Below are 18,477 nucleotides of genomic sequence, written 5' to 3' on the forward strand. Positions count from 1 at the left end.
CTCCGTCCCGTAATGGCACATGGCCTACAATTTACTAGCAAAGCGCCTGAATGCCTAGCCGACCGGAATGTGGGCGATGACAGGCCATCTGGGACCAAGGTCGGATCACTGGCGCGTGCGCGGCAAGCGGCCGCAGCGGTATACTACGGCGCCTTTTTTCGCCGGAACCGTGCCGGCGTACTCCCGAAGTAACAGGCCTTGCGCCTGACTTTCCCGCCTGAAGAGGACCGTGCTCCATGGCCGTGATCAAGCAAGACGACCTGATCCAGAGCGTCGCCGATGCCCTGCAGTTCATCTCCTACTACCACCCGGTTGACTTCATCCAGGCCATGCATGAGGCCTACCTGCGCGAAGAATCGCCGGCTGCCCGGGACTCGATGGCGCAGATCCTGATCAACTCGCGCATGTGCGCCACCGGCCACCGCCCGATCTGCCAGGACACCGGTATCGTCACCGTGTTCGTCCGCGTCGGCATGGACGTGAGCTGGGCCGGCGCCACCATGAGCGTCGACGACATGATCAACGAAGGCGTGCGTCGCGCCTACAACCTGCCGGAGAACGTCCTGCGCGCCTCCATCCTGGCCGACCCGGCCGGCGCGCGTAAGAACACCAAGGACAACACCCCGGCGGTGATCCACTACTCCATCGTCCCGGGCAACACCGTGGAAGTGGACGTCGCAGCCAAGGGCGGCGGCTCCGAGAACAAGTCGAAGATGGCCATGCTCAACCCGTCCGACTCGATCGTCGACTGGGTGCTGAAGACCGTTCCGACCATGGGCGCCGGCTGGTGCCCGCCGGGCATGCTCGGCATCGGCATCGGCGGTACCGCCGAGAAGGCCGCGGTGATGGCGAAGGAAGTCCTGATGGACGAGATCGACATTCACGAGCTGAAGGCCCGCGGCCCGCAGAACCGCATCGAGGAAATGCGCCTCGAGCTGTTCGAGAAGGTCAACCAGCTGGGCATCGGTGCCCAGGGCCTGGGCGGCCTGACCACCGTGCTCGACGTGAAGATCATGGACTACCCGACCCACGCCGCCTCGCTGCCGGTGTGCATGATCCCCAACTGCGCCGCCACCCGTCACGCGCACTTCGTGCTCGACGGCTCGGGCCCGGCCGAACTGGAAGCGCCGTCCCTGGACGCCTACCCGGAAATCGTCTGGGAAGCCGGCCCGTCCGCGCGCCGCGTCAACCTGGACAGCATCACCCCGGAAGAAGTGCAGAGCTGGAAGCCGGGCGAGACCATCCTGCTCAACGGCAAGATGCTCACCGGCCGCGACGCCGCGCACAAGCGCATGGTCGACATGCTGAACAAGGGCGAAGAGCTGCCGGTGGACCTGAAAGGCCGCTTCATCTACTACGTCGGCCCGGTCGATCCGGTGGGCGACGAAGTGGTTGGCCCGGCTGGCCCGACCACCGCGACCCGCATGGACAAGTTCACCCGCCAGATCCTCGAGCAGACCGGCCTGCTGGGCATGATCGGCAAGTCCGAGCGCGGCCCGATCGCCATCGAGGCGATCAAGGACAACAAGGCCGTCTACCTGATGGCCGTGGGCGGCGCCGCCTACCTGGTCGCCCAGGCGATCAAGAAGTCCAAGGTCCTGGCCTTCGCCGAACTGGGCATGGAAGCGATCTACGAGTTCGAAGTCAAAGACATGCCGGTGACCGTTGCGGTCGACACCAATGGCGAGTCGGTGCACATCACCGGCCCGGCCATCTGGCAGAAGAAGATCGCCGAGAACCTGGCGGTGGAAGTGCAGTGATCACTGCATGACCGCTCCCTGAAAAAGCCTGGCCAAGTGCCGGGCTTTTTCATGCGTGGAATTTTTGTGGCATCGACCTGTGGCTGCCGATCGCGGATAAATCCACTCCTACAACAGCCGGCAGCAACGGTGTTTCCCTGTAGGAGCGAGCTTGCTCGCGAACCGCACGGCGCTGGTGCCGCCGGGAAACCTGTTCGCGAGCAAGGACTGGGCGTCCCCCTCGGTCCTACGAAAAGCAGACCGCGTGCATCACGCGCTACGCGGTACCCGATTCAGCTCCACCACGTTGTCCCGTCGCTGAGCGAGGAAGCGTGTGCAGCTCACCCGCAGGAAGGACGCGAAGTTCACCACCTCCCCGCGGAAGTCCATCACCTCGTCGTAGAGCTTGGCGATCAGCTGGTTGGTGGTCATGCCGTCCACCTCGGCGATCTCGCGCAGGATGTCCCAGAACTGGTTCTCCAGGCGCAACGTGGTGACCACGCCACGGATGCGCAGCGAGCGCGAGCGCGACTCGTAGAGAATCGGGTCGGCCTTGACATAGAGTTCGCACATGAACGGCTGCTCCAGCTTCGATGTCGGCCAGTCTACAGGCTGATCCTGGTACCCAGCACGTCGAGGAACTTCGCCAACCACGCCGGGTGCGCCGGCCAGGCCGGGGCGGTGACCAGGTTGCCGTCGACATGGGCGGCATCCACGGGAATGTCCACGTACTCGCCGCCGGCCAGCGTCACTTCCGGACCGCAGGCCGGGTAGGCGCTGCAGGCGCGGCCCTTGAGCACGCCGGCAGCAGCCAGCAGCTGGGCGCCGTGGCAGACGGCGGCGATGGGTTTCTTCGCGGCGTCGAAGGCCTTCACCAGCTCGATCACCCTGGCGTTCAGGCGCAGGTATTCCGGGGCGCGGCCGCCGGGGATCAGCAGCGCGTCGTAGTCTTCGGCGCGCACATCGGCGAAGTCGGCATTGAGGGCGAAGTTGTGGCCGGGCTTCTCACTGTAGGTCTGGTCGCCTTCGAAATCGTGGACGGCGGTGCGGATGCTCTGGCCGGCCTTCTTGTCCGGGCAGACGGCGTGGACGGTGTGCCCGACCATCAGCAGTGCCTGGAATGGCACCATCGTTTCGTAGTCTTCGGCGTAGTCGCCGACCAGCATCAGGATCTTCTTCGCGGCCATCGTGGGCGTCTCCCGGCAGGGCCCGGCCGTGGTGGCCGGGCATGCGGGAGAGCTTAGCCAGTCGCGCGGGCAGCGGGTAATACGCCGCTACTACACCGCAACCGGGCTTGCTTTGCGACGTTTTTAGCACCGGGCACGAACGGCCCGGTAACCATAAAAACTCAAGGAGTTATGAGGTGAACTCATAACTCCGGACAGGGTTTCCGCTCATAGGCCGATGCGTTCGAAGAAGCCCGGCTTGCGAACTTCCCGGCCGCTGGCGGCGATGCTCACCGGCTCCTGTACCTGACGCGTGGCGGGAATTTCCCGCGAGCCGAGTTCGCTGCCCACCAGGTTCAGCGGGCCGGCCCCCTCCCCCGCGTTGTGCTGGAATTTGGGCGGCGTGTGGGTTTCGTCGTAGCGCAGGTAGTAGACCTCGCCCGCCTTGGCCTCCAGGCCGAAGCCGGAGATCAGGGTGAAGTCCAGGGTGCCGCCGGCGAAGAAGGTCCAGAAGCTGCCCAGGAGCGGACGGCGCATCTGCAACTGGTAGCTGCCCGGCGCGAAGGTCATGGCGAAATAGCCGTTGCTCGGCAGGCTGCCGATCAGCACGTTGTTGAGGAACAGCCCCGGCGCTTCCAGCTCCTCGTCGGACCACTGGTTCTGCGGTCGATAGATGTACACCGTCGCCTGCTGCGGATCGCCCGGCTGCGCGCTGAACATCGGGCCGTCGAGCGCGCCGAAGAACGCGCCGGGCGTACTGCAGCCGGCCAGCAGCAGGAGGAAGGCGCACAGAGCCAGTCGGAGCATGGAATGTCCCTCTTAGAGTTATGCCCGGAGCATAACTACCGCGCCCCGCCTTGCCACCCGTCGAAAGTCCGGGTCGAGCACTCGGAGTCGCCATGCTCCATGTCACCGGCCGGCGGCAATGCGGAGCATCAGCTCAGTTCCTTGAGCCAGAAGGACATGGGTTTGGCGCTTTCGAACGCCTCGCCGATGTCCCGCCAGTGGTACTCGGTGCGCAAGGCCGGGTGGGGAGTGAAACCGCGCTGCAACCAGAACTCGTCCGGTGTCCGGTAGCCGGCGGGGCGCGCCGGATGCGCCAGCGAGCGCCGCAGTGCGCAAAAGGCGCACCAGTCGAAGCGTTGCAGCCCACGCGCATAACGCTCGCGTTCGTCGAAGAAGCGCAGGTCCAGCTCGCCGCTGCGGTAGGCCGGTAACAGGACCGACTCGCCGAAACAGAAAATGCGTTCGGGGTTCCAGCCCTGTTCGAGGAAGAGTCGCTGAACGTCTTCGGCCTCGTCCTGTAACGGCAGGCCGGTGGCGGCGCCGACCACCCGCCCCTCGTCGAGCGCCAGCACGCACAGGCTCCAGGCCGAGCGTACGCAGGCATCGAGGTAATGGGTCTCGCTCTCGGGACTGCTGTCGTAGAGATAGGGGAACTCGCGGAACACGATGATCCGCAGGCGCGCCAGATCATCGATGAAGGGGCGGATGGCCTCGCCACGGAGCAGGCGGAACTCGATGGGCATGGTGATCTTCGTCCGCGAAGGGCCGCAGCGGCGGCGCTGCGGAAAACCTAGCACGGGCAACGCAAGTTGGCAGAGTTGGCGAAGCCCGGCATGCCATCCGGTTCGCGAGCACGCTCGCACCTGCGAACAGCGCGACCTGAACCTGCAGGGCCGAGGGAGACGCCCAGTCCTTGCTCGCGAACAGCCCGGACCGGGGATTACGACTCGGTAACCACCCGCCGCCGCGTGCTCGGCGGTGCGGGCAACAGGTGCCGCACCAGCCACTTGCGCACCGGCACCACGCAGCGCTCCTGCACCAGCACACAGCTGATCACCATGAACAGCAGGAACAGCGGGTACAGCCACAGCGACAGCGGCTGGCGGGTCGCCTCGTCGACGCAGAAGGCCCAGTCGGCCAGGCAATCTCCCGGCGCGCGGATCAGCTTCTCGGTCCGCGAGAACAGGGTGAACAGCGGCACGTGCAGGGCGAACAACGACAGCGACGCCGCCCCCAGGCGCGGCGACCAGTGGCGAATCAGGCTGCTCTGTGGGTCCTTCGGCAACGCACACATCGCGACCAGCATCAGTTGCGCCGGCAGCAGCAGGCCGTTGTGCAGCAGGAAGTACCAGTACTTCGCGCCGTGGGTGTAGAGGTAATCGGCGACGAGGAAGCTCGTCAGTACGAAGCCGCCCATCGCCACCAGCATCCCACGCCCCGGCAGGCGGCCGGCGTCCTTGTATTCGCGGAACAGCCCATAGGCGAGGATACCGCCGAGGAATTCCGGCAGGCGCAGTAGCGGGTTGCGGTGCAGCAATCCGGTCCAGGGCATGCCGTACTGCTCACTGGCGACCACCAGCAGCGGCGGGATCAGGTAAAGAATCCACAGCGCCAGCAACCAGCGCCACTTGTTCTGCACCCGCGCCAGGCGCGGAGCGACATAGGGGAAGCAGAGGTAGAAGAAGAACAGCGTCGACAGCGACCAGAGCGGCGCGTTGAAGGTCAGGTAATACGGGTTCCACGCCTGCATCATGGTGAGTTGCAGGATGCTGTTGAACAGCAGCTCGCGGTCGCTCATCCAGTGGTGGAAGAGTTGCGGCTGAAGCCGCCCGATCACCTCGTTGGTGTCATAGATGACGAAGCGCGGCGTGACCTGGTTCAGGTCCGGGCCTATCCCCAGCCCACTGACCGCCAGCAGCACGACGATGGTCAGCAGGATCGAGAAGATATGCAGCGGGTAGAGGTTGGACAGCCGCTTGGTGAAGAAGCTGCGCGGGCTCTCGCGCAGTTGCCCGTCGCTGACGTAGACGTGGCAGAGCAGGAACCCCGACAGCACGAAAAAGGTGCTGGTGGCGAAGAAGCCCAGGCTGGTCAGATCGTCGAGACCTGCGAACTTCTGCTCCGCCGGATAGCTGTGCAGGGTGTGGTAGACCACTACGTAAAGTCCCAGCAGGAAGCGCAGCCACTCCAGGCCGATGAAACGTTCCTTCTGACTCGTACTCAACACCGCTCTCCTCTTCGAAACATCGGTTCGGGCGTTCCAGCGGTTCAGCGCCGGCGGTCGAGAAAATTCACCGCCAGCCGATCCAGGGAACCCCATAACCGTTCGCGCAGGCGCTTCCACCAGGGTCGGGCATGCCAGCAACCGAGGTCTATCTCGCGGCTTTGCTCGAAGTCCGCGCCCAGGCACTCGGCGACCGCCGCAGTGAACTGCGGATCGAACGCTTCTACATTGGCCTCCAGATTGAAGCGAAGGTTCCAATGATCGAAGTTGCAGGAGCCGACACTGGTCCAATCGTCGACCAGTACCATTTTCAGATGAAGGAATCGTGGCTGGTATTCGAAGATCCGCACCCCCGCGCGCAACAGGCGCGGGTAGTAGCGCTGGCCGGCGTAGCGCACCGGCGCGTGGTCGGTGAGCCGGCCGGTGAGCAGCAGGCGCACGTCGACCCCACGCAGGGCGGCCTTGCGCAGCGCGCGGCGGACCTTCCAGGTCGGCAGGAAATACGGCGTGGCCAGCCAGATACGCTGGTGCGCGCCACGCAGCGAACGGACCAGCGACTGCAGGATGTCGCGGTGCTGGCTGGCGTCGGCGTAGGCCACTCGCGCCATGCCCTGGCCGGCGCTGGGCAGCGGCGGCAGGCGGGTGAGCAGTACCTCCTCGCGGGGCTTCCAGGCGCGGACACCGAAGGTCGCCTGCCACTGGCGCTCGAACAAGCGCTGCCAGTCGGCGACGATGCTGCCGGCCATTTCCACCATCACCTCATGCCAGTCGCTGCGGTTGTCCCGCGCCGACCAGAACTCATCGGTGGCGCCAGTGCCGCCGACATAGGCGATGCGCTCGTCCACCAGCAGCAGCTTGCGGTGATCGCGGTACAGGTTGCGCAGCCCGGCCTTCCAGCTCAACGGGTTGTACTGGCGCAGCTCGCCGCCCGCCTCCAGCAACTGGCGCGTCCAGGCGCTGGAGAGCTTCAGGCTGCCGAAGGCATCGAACAGGCAGCGCACCCGCACCCCGCGCGCCAGGGCGGCCAGCAGGCGATCCAGCAACGCCTCGGCGCAACTGCCGCTTTCGACCAGATAGAGCTCCAGTTCGACCTGGCGCTCGGCGCTGTCGATGGCGGCGAGCATGCGCGGGAAGAAGCGCTCGCCATCGCAGAGCAGGGCGAAGCGGTTGCCGCTTCGCCAGGGAAAGATCGGTCCGCTCACCGCGACGCGAAGATCAGCACGGCGCCCACCGGCACCGACAGGCCGATGCTCTTCAGCCCGGCCAGTTTGCGCAGTTGCGCCACGCCCGGTGCGAGGCCGAAGTCAGCGGCGTTGACCACCAGCGGCGAGAGGGTCACGACCTGGAAGCGATGTTCGTCCAGGCGGGTGATCAGCACGTCGGTGCGGTAGTCCTTGGCCCTGCCGTTCAGCTCCAGGCGCAGCGGCAGGCGCGTCTCCAGCTGCACACCGCTGGCCAGCTCGGTGATCGGGCGCAGGTCGATGCGCGAGGTGATGCGCGCCTCGGGGAATTTCCCGGTGTCGAACAGCTTGTCGCGCAGGCGTTCATCGCGCAGCGGAATGCCGGAGCTGACCGAGTCCATCTCGATACGCAGCTCTACCTGCCCCTGTTCCTCCACCTTGCCGTGCACCACCAGGAAGCGGTTCACCTCGGCGATGTCGGCGTTCTTGGTAGTGACGAAGGTCAGCCGCGAGGACTCGTAGTCGAGGTACCAGGCAGCTTGGGCGGAAGCGGCGAAGCAGGCCGCGAAGAGGAAGGCGAACAGCGAGCGCATGAAATCCCTTACATGGAAAACGGATGGATCATCGGCCAACGATAGCGGCCCGCCGTCGGCTTGCAAACCGGCCGACTGGCGAGTCGTTGGGCAGGCGCCGGCGGCAATGGTTCAGTCGGCCAGCAGGTCGGGAATCCCGGCCACCAGCGCATCGATGGCGCAGCGGATCTTCGACGGCATGTAGCGGGTCTTCGGCCACACCGCATGGATCTCCAGCGGCGGCAGGTTGCAGCGGCCCTTCACCACCACCAGTTCGCCCAGCTTCACATGCCGCGCCAGCAGCCAGGACGGCAGGCGCGCCAGGCCGAAGCCGGCCACGGCGGCGGCGGTGATGGCCTGCAGGTCGTCCATGCTCAGCTGCGGGTCGATGTCGATGCGCTGCATCCGGCCGTCATCCTCGCGCAGGTCCCAGGGCGAGGTGACGCCGGCGACGGAATAACTGATGGCCGCGTGGCCGGCGAGATCGTCCAGGCCTTCCGGCATGCCGTGCTCGGCGATGTACGACGGCGCCGCGCCGATGCTGGTGTACTGCACGCCCAGCCTGCGTGCGGCGAGCGTGGCGCTGTCGCCCAGCGGGCCGATGCGTACGGCGAGGTCGAAACCCTCCTCCACCAGGTCGACACGGCGGTCGGTGAACGACAGGTCGATCTTCAGCGACGGGTACTGTCGCGCCAGCGCCAGCATCAGCGGCACCACGCAGAGGTGGCCAAAGGAGATCGGTACGCTGACCCGCAGGCGCCCACGCGGCTCCATGCGTCCGCCTTCCAGCGCGGTGTGCGCGGCGTCCAGCTCGGCCAGCGCACGCACGCAGCTGTCGTAGAACACCTGGCCGTCGTCGGTGAGGTTCTGGCTGCGCGTGGTGCGTTGCAGCAAGCGTACGCCCAGGCGCGTCTCCAGCCGGGCGATGGCCTTGCCGACTGCCGAGCGCGTGAGGTTCAGGCGCTCCGCCGCCAGGGCGAAGCTGCCGGCATCCACCACCTGGACGAAGGTGGCGATGCCATCGAGTCGGTCATCCATTTGCCTGCCCATTTGAATCCTTATGAGCCTCAATGATGGGACGAAATGGAGCCAATGGGGAACCTTGTTCTTTTCGACAATGGTGGCTCGCCCTACGGAGCCCACTCCCATGACTGCCCACCGCAATCCCAGAAACCTCATCGCCCTGGCGGCGGTGTGCCTATCCTCGATGATGTTCGGCCTGGAAATCTCCAGCGTGCCGGCCAGCCTGCCGGCCCTGGAGCGCGTGCTGCACGGCGACTTCCAGGACCTGCAATGGGTGATGAACGCCTACACCATCGCCGTCACCAGCGTGCTGATGGCCGCCGGCACCCTGGCCGACCGCTTCGGCCGCAAGCGCCTGTTCGTCATCAGCCTGGCGCTGTTCGGCCTGACCTCGCTGCTCTGCGGGCTGGCGGGCAACATGCCGACCATGATCGCCGGGCGCTTCCTGCAGGGCGCCGCCGGCGGGGTCATGCTGATCTGCCAGGTGGCCGTGCTGACCAGCCAGTTCAGCGAGCCGGCCGAGCGCGTGCGCGCCTTCGCCGCCTGGGGTGTGGTGTTCGGCATCGGCCTGGGCTTCGGGCCGATCGTCGGCAGCGCCATCGTCGCCCTGGCCAGCTGGCAGTGGGTGTTCCTGGTCCACGGGCCGCTCGCCCTGCTCACCCTCGCGCTGGCGCAATACGGCGCGGTGGAGTCGCGCGATCCGGATGCCGAGCGGCTGGATGTCGGCGGCATGCTCACGCTGTCGCTGGCCGTGCTCGGCACGGTGTTCTACATCACCCAGGGCGCCGGCATGGGCTACGCCAGCCCGGCGGCGCTGGCAATCCTGCTGCTCAGCCTTGCGAGCCTGGCGGCCTTCGTCCTGATCGAGCGCCGCGTCGCCCACCCGATGTTCGACTTCTCGGTGCTGCGCATCCGCTCATTCTCCGGCGCGATGTTCGCCTCGGCTGGGATGAACGTGAGCTTCTGGCCGCTGATGATCTACCTGCCGGTCTACTACCACGGCGTGCTCGGCTACGACGACGTGAAGGCCGGCTGGTCGCTGCTCGCCTACACCCTGCCGACGCTGGTGGTGCCGCCGCTCGCCGAGCGCCTGGCGCATCGCTTCCAGCCCGGCTGGGTGATCCCCGGCGGGATGTTCGTGATCGGCGCCGGCTTCTTCCTGATGCTCTGGGGCAGCAGCATGGACCACGCCAGTTGGCTGACCCTGCTGCCGGGCTGCGTGCTGGCCGGCATCGGCCTGGGGCTGACCAACACCACGGTGACCAACACCTCCACAGCCGCCGTACCCGCCACCCGCGCCGGCATGGCCTCGGGCATCGACATGAGTGCGCGGATGATTTCCCTGGCGATCAACATCGCGGTGATGGGGTTGATCTTGCTCTGGGGCATCGCCGCCGGACTGCCGGATGGGCAAGACGGCGAGCGCCTGCAACAGGCCGCCACCGTCGCCAGCGGGCGGCTCGGCGGCGTCGATCCCGCCGCTGCGCGCGCGGCACTGATACAGGGCTTCGGCTGGGTACTCGGCTACGGCGGCATCAGCGCCTGGCTGTTCGCGGCGGGCAGTTTCCTGGTCTTCGGCGCGCGCCGAGCCACGGGGCGTAGACTGGAAGTCGCCCGGCCCTGAAACACAGGAGCATCGCCATGAAGACCGCCCTGCTGTTCGCACTCATCCTCACCGCCGCCAGCTGTGGCTTCGGCTTCCAGGTACAGCACCAGGCGCCCACGGTCGCGGCGTTTGCCGTTGGATTTCAGCCGTAGCGGCGCGTCTGGCTTTTGGAGGAGCGAACTTTGTCCGCGATCAGCCGGCAGGACCTGCGTTGGGTGGGTTCGCGGCCAATCGCGGACAAAGTCCGCTCCCACGAGAGCACCGCCTCACGGCGCCTGCTTGATCACCTGCCGGAAACCCAACACCGCGAACACCGGAACCTCGGGAGTGATCGAGGGAACGTTGGCGATGGACTTGAGCGGCTCCAGTTTCTCTTCTAGGTCGAAGTCGATCAGCTTGAGCACCAGCGGCTCCAGCGTCGTCACTTCGATGCGCCCCTCGCTCGGCCGGCTGACCAGTACTTCGGACTTCAACCGGCGCTGCTGGCCGTGCAGGTCGAGGTTGAAGTCAATGGTTTCCGGCCGCGACTGGCCCACCTGCAGGTCGTCGTACAGGCTCAGGTCGAGCTGGCTGGTGATGGTCGCCTCCGGGTAACGCTCGACCTCGAAGAACGAATTGCGCATGCGCTCGTCGCGCAGCGCCAGGCCGCTGTCGATGGAGGCCAGCGGCACCACGAGGCGCACTGCGCCCTTGTCGTCGATCTGCCCGGAGAGTTGGTCGAAACGCTGCACCTCCGCCATCTTGCCGCGCTTGACCGAGACGAAGCTGATCCGCGAGGTGTCGCCGTCCAGTTGCCATTCGGCCAGGGCCAGGGGGCTGGCCAATACCAGCAATGCGCACACAGCTCCTGTTACAAAAGAATGCATTGGTCCTCCGAAGCGGGTCGCCCCGCTCCGTGGGACGCGCCCGTCAAAACGAGATTACGATCTCGCTAGCCAGAGCAGAACCAGGCGCAACGACCAACGGGAGTAACAGCCGAAGGCTGCCCGAAGGGTGAGCGCCAGCGAATCAAACAGGCGAGGAAGCGCAATTTACAAGCCGTAAATGAGCATTACTCGCTTCGCTCGCCCCTCCGGGGCCGCACTGAAGTGCGTTAGCCGCAAGCGGCTTGCGAGCCGGTTTTTAACGCAGTTCTGCCGACGCATAGCAGATCGCAATCGCGTTCTCAGTGGTTGCCCGATCAGGGCAATTCATCCGCCTGGGGCATCAGTTGGCATCCCTCGCGCGCACCGAGCCAGGCGGCTGTCTGGGTACTGCCGAGGCCGCGGGCGGTCACCCGCTTGCGCGCTTCGTCGTCGAGCAAGGCGCTGATCGGCACGTACTGCTGGGTATAGGCCCGGCAATAGTCCGCTGAGTTCCCCATAACGTAACGGCAGGAGCAGTACTCCTTGGCGGTGTAGGCGCCGATGATGCCGGGGAAGGCGGCCAGGTGGATGCGGTTCTGCCAGGCCGTGGCGGCGAGCATGAGCAGCAGCAGGACCAGTGCGGTGAGGATCGGATGACGGCGGATCATGGCTGCACCTCCGACTGGGCGAAGGCCGCCTGGGCGAGCTTGAGGAAGGCGTCGTGCTGGTAGCTGCCGTCGCGGTCGTCGGCATAGCGCACGATCACCAGCTTCTGCCCGGGGATCACGTAGAGCGCCTGGCCCCAGTGGCCGAGGGCGGCGAAGGTGTCTTCCGGCGCGCTCGGCCAGGGCGACGGCGCGCCGGCCACCGCGCGGTTCAGCCACCACTGGCCGCCGGGCACCGCTTCGCCGGGCTTTTCCGCCTGCGGCTTGTAGTTGGGGAACGGCGCGAGGACGAACTGCATCCACGCCTGCGGCAGCAGCTGACGCTCCTTCCAGCGGCCGCCGCGCTGCATCAGCAGGCCGATGCGGGCCATGTCGCGGGCGGTCATGTAGGCGTAGGAAGAGCCGACGAAGGTGCCGCTGGCATCGCGCTCCCACACCGCCGACTGGATACCCAGCGGCTGGAACAGCGCGGTCCAGGGGTAGTCCGCGTAATCCCGGGGACCGACCATCTGCCTGAGCGTCGCCGAGAGCACGTTGCTGTCGCCGCTGGAGTAGCGGAAGCGCTGCCCCGGAATCGCATCGAGCGGGAAATCGGCGGTGAACTTGGCCATGTCCTCGCGGCCACGGGTGTAGAGCATCGCCACCACCGAGGAGCGCACCGGGGCGTACTCGTAGTCTTCCTGCCAGGCCAGGCCCGAGGCCCAGTTGAGCAGGTGGCGCATGTTGATGTCGCGGTGCGCGGCGAAGGGCGCGTAATGACGGGCCACCGGATCGTCGAGCTGGAAGCGGCCTTCACCGAAGGCCACGCCGAGCACGCTGGCCATTACGCTCTTGCTCATCGACCAGGCCAGGTGCGGCGTCTGCGCCTGGGTCGGGCCGGCGTAGCGTTCGTAGATCAGTTGGCCGTCGCGGATCACCACCACGGCGTCGGTGCGCACGCCCTTGCGGGTCGCGTCGTCGCGGGTGGGGAACGCGTAGTTTTCGAATGCCTGGACAGCCGCGCCGCTGGGCATGGCGCCGTGGGGCCAGTCGGCTTCGGGCCAGGTGTCGGCGCCGAAGGCATGGCCGCCGAGCAGGCAACTGGCGAGCGCCAGGGCGCGCAGTATCGGCCTGTAGGAGAAGATGGGCATCGAGGGGCCTCTTGTTATCGGGTCGGTCCGCACCCTAGCACGGCGAAGATGACGAAATAAGCGCCGATCGTGCCGAGTTCAAGGACGATTGGCGCAATCGGTCAGGCCTTGTCCAGGCTCTCGCGAGCCTGGGCAGAACAAGGCGCAACGACCGGCGGGAGCAACGGCAGGAGGGTGAGCGCTGGCGAATCGAACCGGCCAGGAAGCGGAGTCTATGGGCTGTAAATGAGCACTACCCGCTTCGCTCGCGTCTCCGGGGCCGCACTGAAGTGCGTTGGCCGCAAGCGGCCGGCCCGCTTCCAGCATCGCTATACCGGCGCGCAGCCGCTCGTGGACAGGGTCTTAGCGCGGTACCTGATAGTCCTCCGGCCCCAGCAGATCCATGCCGCATTGCAGGTTCTCGATCCAGTAGAGGAAGGCACTGATGGTCTCTTTGCCGACCAGGGGCCGGCCGTGCTGCGGCACGATCATCTCGACGTCCATGCCGCGCACCATCGAAGCCCACAGCCGGGTGACCTTGTTGGAGGCCATGTAGCGGCGGTGGAAGCCTTCCATATACGGCAGGTGGGCGGCGAAGTCCTGCACGGGGCTGGCGTCATCCACCAGGGAGGCGCCCATGTCGCCGGAGAAGAGGATCCTGCTGATCGGGTCGTAGATCTGGAAGTTGCCCACCGAGTGCAGGAAGTGCGCGGGGATCATCTTCAGCTGGCAGCGGCCCAGTTGCACCGACTCGCCGCGGTCGGGCAGCGGGATGACCCGGTCATAGGTGGAGATGCCGTGGCTGACCGCCAGGTAGCTGGCCGTCAGGTGCGGCAGGAAGCGCGCCCAGAGCTTGGAGCAGATGACCCTGGCGCGGGTGTGCAGCAGCCACTTGTCCAGCGCGGCGATGATGTCCGGGTCCTGGTGCGAGGCGAAGATGTAGTCCAGGTCCTGCAGCGGGAACAGCTTGGAGAGTTCCAGCGACAGCGGCGTATAGGTCAGGTCGCCGCCCGGATCGAGCAGCAGGCGCTTGTCGTGGTCGACGATCAGGAACTGGTTGGACTGAACCCCATCGCCGCTCACCAGATCATCGAAACACAGGCACTGGTGTTTGCCGTCGTCGAACAGCACGATGGGTTCGCGTCGCATGGGGAGTTTCCTGTCGAGATTGGAAAACAGTGGGTAGTCGCGCGGAAATTTCTAGGTACAACCGCAGAAAAGGCGCAAAGGCTAACCACCCCTCCCCCCGTGCTCACTGACCTGGATCAAGTCCCAACGCCGTACGCGCCTTCTCCAGGCGCTTGGCCCGCGCCGCGCTGGCGATCGCCAGGACGCCACGGTCGCGCCTCCAGGCCGCCGCCAGGGCCGGGTCGGCCGTGGCGAACGCGGTCTCCAGCGCCGCCGACAGTCCCTCGAACTGGCTGAACACGCCGGCGAGCAGCAAGTGGGTTTCCACCTGGCTGGCCGGTTGCCGGCTCACTTCCGCGCAACCGGCCAGCACGCCGACCAGACGTAGCGTCAGTTCCGCCGGCCAGCGCAACGCATTGGCCAGGCCGTAGAGCCAGGCGCAGATCGCGGCCAGTACATGGGCGTCTTCCAGGGTGCGGAAGGGTTTGCTGTAGGTTTCCCAGCCATCGCCGGGCAGGCGTTCGCAATGGGCGCCGTCGAGCAGCAGGCGGGCGTGGGGAATGTCCGGCAGCAGCGGCAAGGCCGGCAGTGGCTCCAGCGAGGCGCCGGGCGTGCCGGCAAGCACCACGGTCATCGCCAGGCGCGGCGGCTCGCCGTCGTCTTCGTCGCGCGCCGCCACCAGCCACCAGGCCGCGCGGTCCGCGGCGGTGGCGAAGTCCTTGCGGCCGTGCAATACCAGGCCGTCCAGGCGGGTCTGCAGGTCGGCCGGACGCACGCTCTTCTTCTCGGTCACGCACAGCGCCCCCAGGCTCAGCGGCGCCGCCGGCCAGAGCGCGCGCAGGGCGGCCTGGTAGCCGGCGAGGAAGGCCAACCCCGGCGTGGCCGCCAGGCGTCCGCCGAGCACCGCCAGTTCGAAGCTGCCGGCGTGGCCGGCGCGTTCGAGCAGCTCGGCGTACCAGTCGTCCAGCGGGACTCCGGCGGGCAGTCGATCCTGCGGGCCGAGCAGGCATTTCCAGGGCATCGCGGCGCTCCTTCTTCAGGGCTTTCGTCGTTGTCATACAAGCATCACCGCACCGTCATGGGGGTGACACTGCTCATTCCTAGCCTGAGCTTGCACAACAAAGCCGACCGGCCGCAACCCGCATGGCCGGCTCACGGAGGCCTCGCATGAGTCAGATCGCCCTCTCCTGTGACACCCCGGCAGAACGCCGTCTCAAGGCCGTGCGTCTGCGCGGCGCCCGCGCCCTGCGCGAAGCCCAGGCCCTGCGTTACCGTGTGTTCAGCAGCGAGTTCGATGCCCGGCTCAAGGGCGCGGACCTGGGGCTGGACATGGACGACTACGACCGCCACTGCGCCCACATCGGCGTGCGCGATCTCAACACCGGCGCGCTGGTGGCCACCACCCGCCTGCTCGACCACCGCGCCGCGCAGCGCCTGGGTCGCTTCTACAGCGAAGAGGAATTCGCCCTCGACGGCCTGGACAACCTGCAGGGCCCGGTGCTGGAAATCGGCCGCACCTGCGTCGACCCGGACTACCGCAATGGCGGCACCATCGCCGTGCTCTGGAGCGAACTGGCCGAAGTGCTCAACGAAGGCGGCTACCGCTACCTGATGGGCTGCGCCAGCATCCCCATGCGCGACGGCGGCATCCAGGCCCGCGCGGTGATGCAGCGCTTGCGCGACCGCTACCTGTGCCGGCAGAACCTGCGCGCCGAGCCCAAGACGCCGCTACCGCCGCTGGAGCTGCCGGACAACCTCACCGCCGAACTGCCGCCGCTGCTCAAGGCTTACATGCGCCTGGGCGCGAAGATCTGCGGCGAGCCCTGCTGGGACCCGGACTTCGGCGTTGCCGACGTGTTCATCCTGCTCAAGCGTGACGAACTCTGCCCGCGCTACGCCCGCCACTTCAAGGCCGCGGTCTGATGCGCAGCCTGCGCGCCTGGCTGCGCGTCGCCCGCCTGCTGTCCTTATTGCTGGTGGGCCTCGCGCTGGCCGGCTTCGTCAGCCTGCTGGAGCGCCTGCCCGGCGACCGCATGCCGCTGCGCCAGCGCCTGACGCGCTGGTTCCTGGCGCGCCTGTCCGGCGCCCTGCCCTTCGAGTTGCAGGTGCACGGCGAGTTGCCCGCGCAGCCGATGCTGTGGGTCTCCAACCATGTCTCCTGGGTCGATATTCCACTGCTGGGCGGGCTGCTGCCGCTGACCTTCCTGTCCAAGGCGGAAGTACGCCGGTGGCCGGTGGCCGGCTGGCTGGCGGAGAAAGCCGGTACGCTGTTCATCCGCCGTGGCTCGGGCGACGCGCGGATGGTCAATGCGCAACTGGCCACCCAGCTCGCGCACGGTCGTTCGCTGCTGGTCTTCCCCGAAGGCACCACCACCGACGGCCAGGGCCTGCGCACCTTCCACGGTCGCCTGATGGCCAGCGCCATCGAAGCCGGCGTGCCGGTGCAGCCGGTGGCGCTGCGCTACCGCCGCAACGGCCAGGCGTGCGAGCTGGCGCCGTTCATTGGCGACGATGATCTGGTCAGCCACCTGAAGCGCCTGTTCGACAATGATCGGGGTGTGGTGGAAGTCCACCTGCTGCCGGCGCTGTCCAGCGCCCATCAGGACCGCAACCTGCTGGCCAGACAGGCGCACGCCGCAATCCACGCCGTGGTGTGTGACGTTCAAGCAGAGACGGCCATCGCGGCCTGAGAGAAGCAGAGAGAAAACGAGGAAGGGATTGGAGCCCGCCGTAACCGACGGCCGGCGGGTTCCTCCTCTGACGAAACGGCTTTCGAACTGCGCCGGGCGGCACCCTCGAGCCGCCCGGCGAAGCCTGAAAACAGCCTCTAGGCGCCGGCCTCCGGCGGCACGACCAGGATGTCACAATCCAGCTCGCGCAGAGCGTAGTCGGCAACACTGCCGATCAGGGCACGCTTGACCCCACCCATACCCCGAGTGCCCATGACCAGCAGATCGGGCCGATGCTTGTCGACCATCCGCTGCAGCACGTTGCCCGGCAGCCCGACGGCCACCAGTTGTTCATCGATACGATTGTCCAACTGCTCGTCGCGCAGGAATTTCTTCAACTCGTCCACGGCCTGGCGCGTCTCGGTGCTGACGAACTCGTCGACCCGCTCCTCGCTGACCCCGGAGTACTGCATCATGCCCTTGGCCAGCGGGCTGAAGGCGTAGACCCCACGGCACACCGCGCCGTCGAGCAGGCCCAGCGCCGCCGCGACATTCACCGCGTTGGCCGAGGCATGGGAAATGTCCAGTGCCAGCAGCAGGTCGCGGTATTCACCGTTCGCCGGCTGGTTGACCACCAGGACCGGCAACTGGCCGGCGCGCAACACGCGCTCGACCGTGGTGCCGACGAAGATGTCACGCAGCACGCTCTTGCGATGGGCGCCCATCACCAGCAGTTCGGCGTTCTGGCTCTTGGCCGCGGAGAGAATCCGCTGATTCGGATCGCCACGCTCGACCATCAGTGTCGGGCTGCTGCCACCCAGTTCGGTGAGCTCCACCAGGCGCGCCTCCAGCATCATCTTGACCTGGGTCGCCTCCTGTTCGACCAGCGCGGTCGGCTGGTCCTCGTCGACCACGTAAAGCACGGTCCAGGGGCAGGCGTAGCGCTTGGCGAGCGCCGCCGCGCGGTGTAAGGCCTTTTCCGAACGGCCAGACAGATCCGTTGCGACCATTAACGACTTCATCTTGCTGCTCCTCTCGTCGTCCTTCAGATGCATCTATTGCACACGCTCCGGTGCGCCAGACGGTTGACACATATCAAGTCAGCTCGGGACGTCCAGCGACTCCGGCAACGTTCGGACAAACGACTGCAGTTGCGGGTAGAACTCGCGGAAATCGGCGTTCAGCGGCAGGTACAGCCGCTCCAGTTCCTCCCAGGCGCCGTCCAGCAGGGCCGGACGCGAAAGCCGCCGGGACATCCCGAACACCACATCCTGCAGCACCTCGAACTGCCGATAACTGCCGAGCCAATCCTGCGCGGCCATGCGCGGTGCAATGTAGGCCAGACGCTCCGGCAAGCCGGGCGTGCGGCCCAGTACACCGTATACGCGTTGGGTGAAGCACTCCAGCGGCTCGTCAGAGAAGCGCGTCCAATCGCGGGCCAGGCAGTGGTCGAAAAACACGTCCAGAAGGACGCCCGCCATGCGTCGGCGCTCCTGCGGGAAGCGTGTCTTGGCAATGTGTATCAAAGGGTGACTATCGGTGAAGGCATCGATGCGCCGATGCACGCGGATGGCCGCCTCGATGTCGGAAGGCCACCGGCCGGCGAGCGGTCCCTTGACGAAGTCGCCGTAGAGGCTGCCGAGCAGCTGGGCGGGCCGGTCGCCACCCAAATGGAGATGCGCGAGATAGTTCATGACGGTGAGCTTAGCGCGGAACCATGACCAACCTGTAGGACCGAGGGGGACGCCCAGTCCTCGCTCGCGA

At 66.6% G+C, this 18,477-nt stretch carries 19 protein-coding genes; 4 read left to right on the forward strand and 15 right to left on the reverse strand.

Annotated features, from left to right (window positions below; translation table 11 throughout):
• Window positions 1–236: 236 nt before the first annotated feature.
• A complete protein-coding gene (locus H681_RS20405) occupies window positions 237–1,760 on the forward strand; it encodes a fumarate hydratase (RefSeq protein ID WP_015478791.1) in 1,524 nt (507 codons plus the stop codon).
• Window positions 1,761–2,009: 249 nt separating this feature from the next.
• Here H681_RS20405 and H681_RS20410 read toward each other — a convergent pair whose 3' ends face one another.
• The 8 genes from H681_RS20410 to H681_RS20445 all read right to left on the reverse strand — a co-directional run bounded on the left by H681_RS20410 (window position 2,010) and on the right by H681_RS20445 (window position 8,706).
• Window positions 2,010–2,312, reverse strand: coding sequence for a ribbon-helix-helix domain-containing protein (locus H681_RS20410; protein WP_015478792.1), 303 nt, complete (start codon window positions 2,310–2,312; stop codon window positions 2,010–2,012).
• Window positions 2,313–2,344: 32 nt separating this feature from the next.
• Window positions 2,345–2,926 carry a DJ-1/PfpI family protein gene (locus tag H681_RS20415; RefSeq protein ID WP_015478793.1) on the reverse strand — a complete coding sequence of 194 codons (582 nt, stop codon included), beginning with the start codon at window positions 2,924–2,926 and terminating at the stop codon, window positions 2,345–2,347.
• A gap of 207 nt (window positions 2,927–3,133) precedes the next feature.
• Window positions 3,134–3,712: a DUF2846 domain-containing protein gene (locus H681_RS20420; RefSeq protein WP_015478794.1), complete on the reverse strand. Its 579-nt coding sequence runs from the start codon at window positions 3,710–3,712 to the stop codon at window positions 3,134–3,136.
• A 128-nt stretch (window positions 3,713–3,840) separates the two neighbouring features.
• Window positions 3,841–4,428, reverse strand: coding sequence for a hypothetical protein (locus tag H681_RS20425; RefSeq protein WP_041712723.1), 588 nt, complete (start codon window positions 4,426–4,428; stop codon window positions 3,841–3,843).
• 203 nt (window positions 4,429–4,631) lie between these two features.
• Window positions 4,632–5,915, reverse strand: a complete 1,284-nt coding sequence (locus H681_RS20430) for an acyltransferase family protein (RefSeq protein ID WP_015478796.1) — start codon at window positions 5,913–5,915, stop codon at window positions 4,632–4,634.
• 44 nt (window positions 5,916–5,959) lie between these two features.
• Window positions 5,960–7,117 (reverse strand): phospholipase D-like domain-containing protein, encoded by a 1,158-nt coding sequence (locus tag H681_RS20435; RefSeq protein WP_015478797.1) that lies wholly within the window; start codon window positions 7,115–7,117, stop codon window positions 5,960–5,962.
• Window positions 7,114–7,689, reverse strand: coding sequence for a YceI family protein (locus tag H681_RS20440; RefSeq protein ID WP_015478798.1), 576 nt, complete (start codon window positions 7,687–7,689; stop codon window positions 7,114–7,116). Before H681_RS20440 ends, H681_RS20435 begins: the two co-directional genes overlap by 4 nt.
• A 111-nt stretch (window positions 7,690–7,800) precedes the next feature.
• Window positions 7,801–8,706 (reverse strand): LysR family transcriptional regulator, encoded by a 906-nt coding sequence (locus tag H681_RS20445; protein WP_015478799.1) that lies wholly within the window; start codon window positions 8,704–8,706, stop codon window positions 7,801–7,803.
• Window positions 8,707–8,815: 109 nt separating this feature from the next.
• Here H681_RS20445 and H681_RS20450 point away from each other — a divergent pair, with 109 nt between their 5' ends.
• On the forward strand, window positions 8,816–10,315 hold the full coding sequence (locus tag H681_RS20450; RefSeq protein ID WP_015478800.1) for an MFS transporter: 1,500 nt from the start codon (window positions 8,816–8,818) through the stop codon (window positions 10,313–10,315).
• A gap of 248 nt (window positions 10,316–10,563) precedes the next feature.
• Here the strand turns inward: H681_RS20450 and H681_RS20455 are convergent, their stop codons facing one another.
• The 5 genes from H681_RS20455 to H681_RS20475 all read right to left on the reverse strand — a co-directional run bounded on the left by H681_RS20455 (window position 10,564) and on the right by H681_RS20475 (window position 15,065).
• The gene (locus H681_RS20455; RefSeq protein WP_041712177.1) at window positions 10,564–11,163 is read right to left on the reverse strand and encodes a YceI family protein; all 600 of its coding nucleotides are present in this window, start codon (window positions 11,161–11,163) and stop codon (window positions 10,564–10,566) included.
• A gap of 314 nt (window positions 11,164–11,477) precedes the next feature.
• Window positions 11,478–11,810, reverse strand: coding sequence for a hypothetical protein (locus H681_RS20460; protein WP_015478802.1), 333 nt, complete (start codon window positions 11,808–11,810; stop codon window positions 11,478–11,480).
• Window positions 11,807–12,937: a serine hydrolase domain-containing protein gene (locus H681_RS20465; RefSeq protein ID WP_015478803.1), complete on the reverse strand. Its 1,131-nt coding sequence runs from the start codon at window positions 12,935–12,937 to the stop codon at window positions 11,807–11,809. The genes H681_RS20460 and H681_RS20465 overlap by 4 nt, the downstream gene beginning before the upstream one ends.
• Before the next feature lie 342 nt (window positions 12,938–13,279).
• Window positions 13,280–14,065: an MBL fold metallo-hydrolase gene (locus H681_RS20470; protein WP_015478804.1), complete on the reverse strand. Its 786-nt coding sequence runs from the start codon at window positions 14,063–14,065 to the stop codon at window positions 13,280–13,282.
• Window positions 14,066–14,168: 103 nt separating this feature from the next.
• The gene (locus H681_RS20475) at window positions 14,169–15,065 is read right to left on the reverse strand and encodes an acyl-CoA/acyl-ACP dehydrogenase (protein WP_015478805.1); all 897 of its coding nucleotides are present in this window, start codon (window positions 15,063–15,065) and stop codon (window positions 14,169–14,171) included.
• Between the two features lie 146 nt (window positions 15,066–15,211).
• Between H681_RS20475 and olsB the strand changes: the two genes are divergently transcribed.
• Together olsB and H681_RS20485 are read left to right on the forward strand one after the other, a co-directional pair.
• Window positions 15,212–15,967, forward strand: a complete 756-nt coding sequence (gene olsB, locus H681_RS20480) for an L-ornithine N(alpha)-acyltransferase (protein ID WP_015478806.1) — start codon at window positions 15,212–15,214, stop codon at window positions 15,965–15,967.
• Window positions 15,967–16,734 carry a lysophospholipid acyltransferase family protein gene (locus H681_RS20485; RefSeq protein WP_015478807.1) on the forward strand — a complete coding sequence of 256 codons (768 nt, stop codon included), beginning with the start codon at window positions 15,967–15,969 and terminating at the stop codon, window positions 16,732–16,734. The genes olsB and H681_RS20485 overlap by 1 nt, the downstream gene beginning before the upstream one ends.
• A 137-nt stretch (window positions 16,735–16,871) precedes the next feature.
• On the opposite strand, the gene H681_RS20490 is transcribed toward H681_RS20485, so the two are convergent.
• Together H681_RS20490 and H681_RS20495 are read right to left on the reverse strand one after the other, a co-directional pair.
• Entirely contained in the window at window positions 16,872–17,735 is an 864-nt protein-coding gene (locus H681_RS20490) for a universal stress protein (protein ID WP_236620495.1), read from the reverse strand.
• A gap of 78 nt (window positions 17,736–17,813) precedes the next feature.
• Window positions 17,814–18,407, reverse strand: coding sequence for an acyl carrier protein phosphodiesterase (locus tag H681_RS20495; protein WP_015478809.1), 594 nt, complete (start codon window positions 18,405–18,407; stop codon window positions 17,814–17,816).
• Window positions 18,408–18,477 lie beyond the last annotated feature (70 nt).

The organism is Pseudomonas sp. ATCC 13867, from assembly GCF_000349845.1.
Lineage (GTDB): Bacteria > Pseudomonadota > Gammaproteobacteria > Pseudomonadales > Pseudomonadaceae > Pseudomonas.